Genomic DNA, 4083 nt, shown 5'->3' with positions numbered 1-4083 from the left:
TGGTTTATGGCGTTTATCTGATTGGTGACAACACCCTCACACTGGGTGGCCTGATCGCTTCGGTCATTTTGGCGGGTCGTGCCATTTCGCCATTGGGCAGCGTGATGGCGCTGGCCGCACGGTACCAGCAAGCGCGCAGTTCACTGGACACACTGGACGCCCTCATGAAACGCCCACGCGACCGCGATGGTTCACGCCGTTACGTGGTGCCCGAAAAAATTGCCGGCAGCTTGCGCGCCGATGAGCTGGAGTTTGCTTACCCCAGCGAGCAACCGATCCCGGTCATCCGCAAACTGTCCTTGAATCTGGCAGCCGGACAACACCTTGCATTGCTCGGCCGCATTGGCAGCGGCAAAAGCACCTTGTTGCGTTTGCTGGCAGGTTTGTACACGCCACTGGGGGGCAGAGTGTCCATTGATGGGGTGGACCTGCAACAAATTGAGCCTGCCGAATTGCGCAGTCGCCTGGGTTATGTGGGGCAAGAGGCACAACTTTTCTTGGGCACCTTGCGCGACAACCTGGTGCTGTCAGACAGTTGGATCAGCGATGCGCGGGTGATCGACGTGCTGCAAAAACTCGACCTCTACAGCGTGGTGGCCAGCCATCCCAAAGGACTGGACATGCCCCTGACCGAGGCTGGCGGTGGCCTGTCAGGGGGGCAACGCCAATTGCTGGCCATAGCAAGAATGATGCTGCGCGACCCTGCGCTGGTTTTTCTGGACGAACCCACCTCGATGATGGACCAAACCACAGAGGCCAAAGTCATCGAGGTACTGGGGCAATGGCTGCAAGGCCGCACCTTGGTCTTGTCGACACATCGGCTGCAATTGCTGGTGTGGGTGGACCGCATCGCCTTGATGGACCATGGGCAAATCGTGCTCGAAGGCCCACGTGAAGACATGCTCAAAAAACTCTCAACAGGCGCCTCTCAAAAATCCGGCCCAAGCAAAGTGGCCAAGACACCGGTCAAACCTCAGGCCGCTGGCACATTACCCACCCCGCCCGTAGCCCCTGCCGCTGTTTGACGTTTTCAGGAATCCCCATGTCAATTTTCAAGAAAAAGCCCAAGCAACTTGTCATCCCTACCGGATCAAGCATTGAAGACGACGAACGTCGAACCAGCCGAAATTTGGTCCGAATCATGGGCGCGGTGGTGGTGGTGGCCGTGTTGTGGGCCGCCACCTTCAATCTGGACGAAGTGACCCGGGGTACGGGCAAAGTCATTCCGTCGAGCCGTGAGCAAGTCATTCAGAGCCTGGACTCGGGTGTGTTGTCCGAATTGCTGGTGCGGGAAGGCGATGCCGTGGTGAAAGACCAAGTGCTGCTGCGCATCGACGATGCACGCGCGGGCCCCGTTTATCGCGAGGCCCGTGAAAAATGGATCGCCTTGTCGGCACAGGCGGCACGGCTGCAAGCAGAAGCCTACGGCACGCCCCTGCAGTTTCCGGCCCATGTGCAAAAAGCGCCTTCGGTCATGCGGCGCGAAACCCAGGCCTACCACGCACGCAAACGCGCACTGGATGAACAAATGACGCCCATGAAGGAATCGCAGGCACAACTTTCTAAAGAGCTGGCCCTGACCTCCCCCCTGGTGGAACAAGGCGTGATGTCTGAGGTAGAGTTGCTGCGCCTGAAACGCCAATACGCCGACATGCAGTCGAACATGGCCGAGCGGCAAAACAGATACCTGACCGATGCCAGCAACGAATGGGTCAGGGTCGAGTCGGAGTTGTCTCAAACACGCGAAAACACACTGGCCCGCGAAGATGCACTCAAGAAAACAGTGATCCGGGCGCCCATGGACGGCATTGTGAAAAACGTCCAGCAAACGACACTGGGCGCTGTCATTCAAAGCGGACAAAGCATTCTGGAAATCGTGCCTGTGAAAGACGACATGCTGGTGGAGGCCTATGTCAAACCCTCAGAAGTGGCTTTTTTGCGGGTGAACCAGGCCGCGGTGGTGAAATTGACGGCCTTTGACTTCAACAAATACGGCGGCCTGGATGCGGTACTGGACCACATCAGCCCAGACACCCTGCGCGATGAAAACAAACCCCGTAAGCCTGGCAGCGCGCCTGTTGATCTGGAAGAAGGCTACTACCGCATTCTGGTGCGCATCATTGACAAACGCATTGACCGCCATGGCATGCGCATGAACGCTACACCGGGCATGACCGCCACTGTTGAGATCAAGACAGGGGAAAAAACCGTGCTGGAATATCTGCTGAGACCCTTGCAATCGATGACGCAAGCCCTGCGTGAGCGTTGACACTCCGCCCAGAGAAAACCATGAGCGGCATCGTTGGCATCGTCGCCACCCACAACACCGTACCCGGCTTGCTTCAAAGCCTGCAGCGAATGGAAGAACCCGGCCACAACAGCTGTGGGCTCGTAGTGCATGGCCTGCAGGGCCAAACCAACAGCCCTGCGCGGCTGCACCGACACCGCCGGGTACAGCGCGCATCGGCGTGGATGGCGCAGATGGCCCAATCGGGCAAGCCTGAATTGAACGGGCTGCAAGGCTTGATCGGCATGGGCCACTCCGGGCAGACACCCTCCATGGCATCACAGGCCTTGCCCCATGTATTGCCTTGTATGAGCCACGGCCCAAATGCCCATTTGAACAGTCCCGCTCGGGTCGCGGTGGTGTTGCATGGCACGCTGCAGGGCTCAGATGCGCTGCGCGAGGCCTTGCTTGAACGGGATTACGGATTCAAAAGTAACAGTGTTGCCGAAATGCTGGCGCACCTGATCGACGCAACTTACCAAAGTGACCCGGCACAAGCCGTTTACAGGGTCTTTGAGTTGCTGCAAGGGCCATTGGCCATGGGGGTGATGTTCAACGCTCATCCCAAAAAAATGTTTGTGGCTCAGCGTGGCCAGCCACTTTATTGGGGATCAGGGCCAGCTCACACGGCATGGGCCAGCACCCCTGCTGCACTTCCCAAAAATACAAGTGACATGAACCCATTGTGCGCAGGGCAGGTGCTTGAAATTTTGTCCTCAGAATCTGGCATTTCACACCAGCTTCACGCCTAAATATTTAGCAATAAATACGCCCTTCAATACAGCTGGTTTTACACAGCCAGGTGTAGTCGAATTGACCAAAAGATCAATTTTAAAAAACCCCCTTGTCTTTCAAAATGAAATTGCTTCGCGGTGTTCAGGCATTGACCGAAGTTGAAGCTGTCGACGAATTTTTGATCTGAAAATTTTTCAGATCATGCTTGACGACAGCCAATTCATGACTGAAATATCTAAGGAAAATACGATGAAAAAAAATCAATTGAAACATCTTGGCGTGATGCTGCTCTTATTCTCATGCGCAAGCATTCATGCCGCTGGTGGCGCGAGCGGAGGTGGCAGTGGCGGTTCTGGAAGCGGCTCGGGTGGCGGCTCTGGAAGCGGCTCGGGTGGCGCTTCGGGGCCTGGTTCTGGCGGACCTTCAGGCGCAGCCTACGGCGCAGGGCCAGCATCGTCTAAAGGAACTGCAACAGCCACACAGACGCGAGACCAAATGCGCACACAAGAACAAACACTCGCACAAACACAAACACAAATGCGCAGCCAAGAACAAATCCTCAACCAAACAAGAAGTCAGTTGCAATTGCAAGAGCAGTTGCTGAGTCGAACCAGGGCACAAATACAAAATCACGCCCAAGACACACCGGCAGTTCAGCAACAACTGAGAACGCAGGAGCAACAGCAAATGCGCACGATGGATCAGTTGCGCGATCAGGAACAGCTGCAAACCAAACTGCGCGATCAATTGCTTTTACAAGACCAGACACAACAACAATTGCGTGACCAACTCAGAACACGGTGACCCAATTTCGCCATTCTCTATGGCGATCGAGGTGGTCAAGCACTCGGTTGGCCATCATTTTGAAACTTGAAACAGAAAAGGGAAAATCATGAAAAATTCTAAATATTCGTCCAGCTCGAAGAACACAGAGCCTTTCGATTCACTTGAACCAGTCGGTCTAGTGTCCGTTGCTGCCTATAGCGCTAGAGGTGGCAGTGGTAGTGGTAGCGGCGGTTCTGGCGGTGGAGGAGGTAGCGGCGTGGGTGGCGGTGGCAGCG

General features: G+C 55.7%; 4 protein-coding genes. All 4 read left to right on the top strand.

Annotated elements, in window-relative coordinates; translation table 11 throughout:
• Positions 1 to 1025 (top strand): ATP-binding cassette domain-containing protein (locus tag ACIQ3A_RS14135; protein ID WP_396432360.1); only part of this gene is annotated, 1025 nt, incomplete at its 5' end.
• Between the two features lie 17 nt (positions 1026 to 1042).
• On the top strand, positions 1043 to 2269 hold the full coding sequence (locus tag ACIQ3A_RS14130) for an HlyD family efflux transporter periplasmic adaptor subunit (protein ID WP_396432359.1): 1227 nt from the start codon (positions 1043 to 1045) through the stop codon (positions 2267 to 2269).
• A gap of 20 nt (positions 2270 to 2289) precedes the next feature.
• Positions 2290 to 3039, top strand: a complete 750-nt coding sequence (locus tag ACIQ3A_RS14125) for a hypothetical protein (protein ID WP_396432358.1) — start codon at positions 2290 to 2292, stop codon at positions 3037 to 3039.
• Positions 3040 to 3271: 232 nt separating this feature from the next.
• The gene (locus tag ACIQ3A_RS14120; RefSeq protein ID WP_396432357.1) at positions 3272 to 3826 is read left to right on the top strand and encodes a hypothetical protein; all 555 of its coding nucleotides are present in this window, start codon (positions 3272 to 3274) and stop codon (positions 3824 to 3826) included.
• Positions 3827 to 4083 lie beyond the last annotated feature (257 nt).

Source organism: Limnohabitans sp. (assembly GCF_044361985.1).
GTDB lineage: Bacteria > Pseudomonadota > Gammaproteobacteria > Burkholderiales > Burkholderiaceae_C > Limnohabitans_A.
This window is presented reverse-complemented; position numbering and strand designations above follow the sequence as displayed.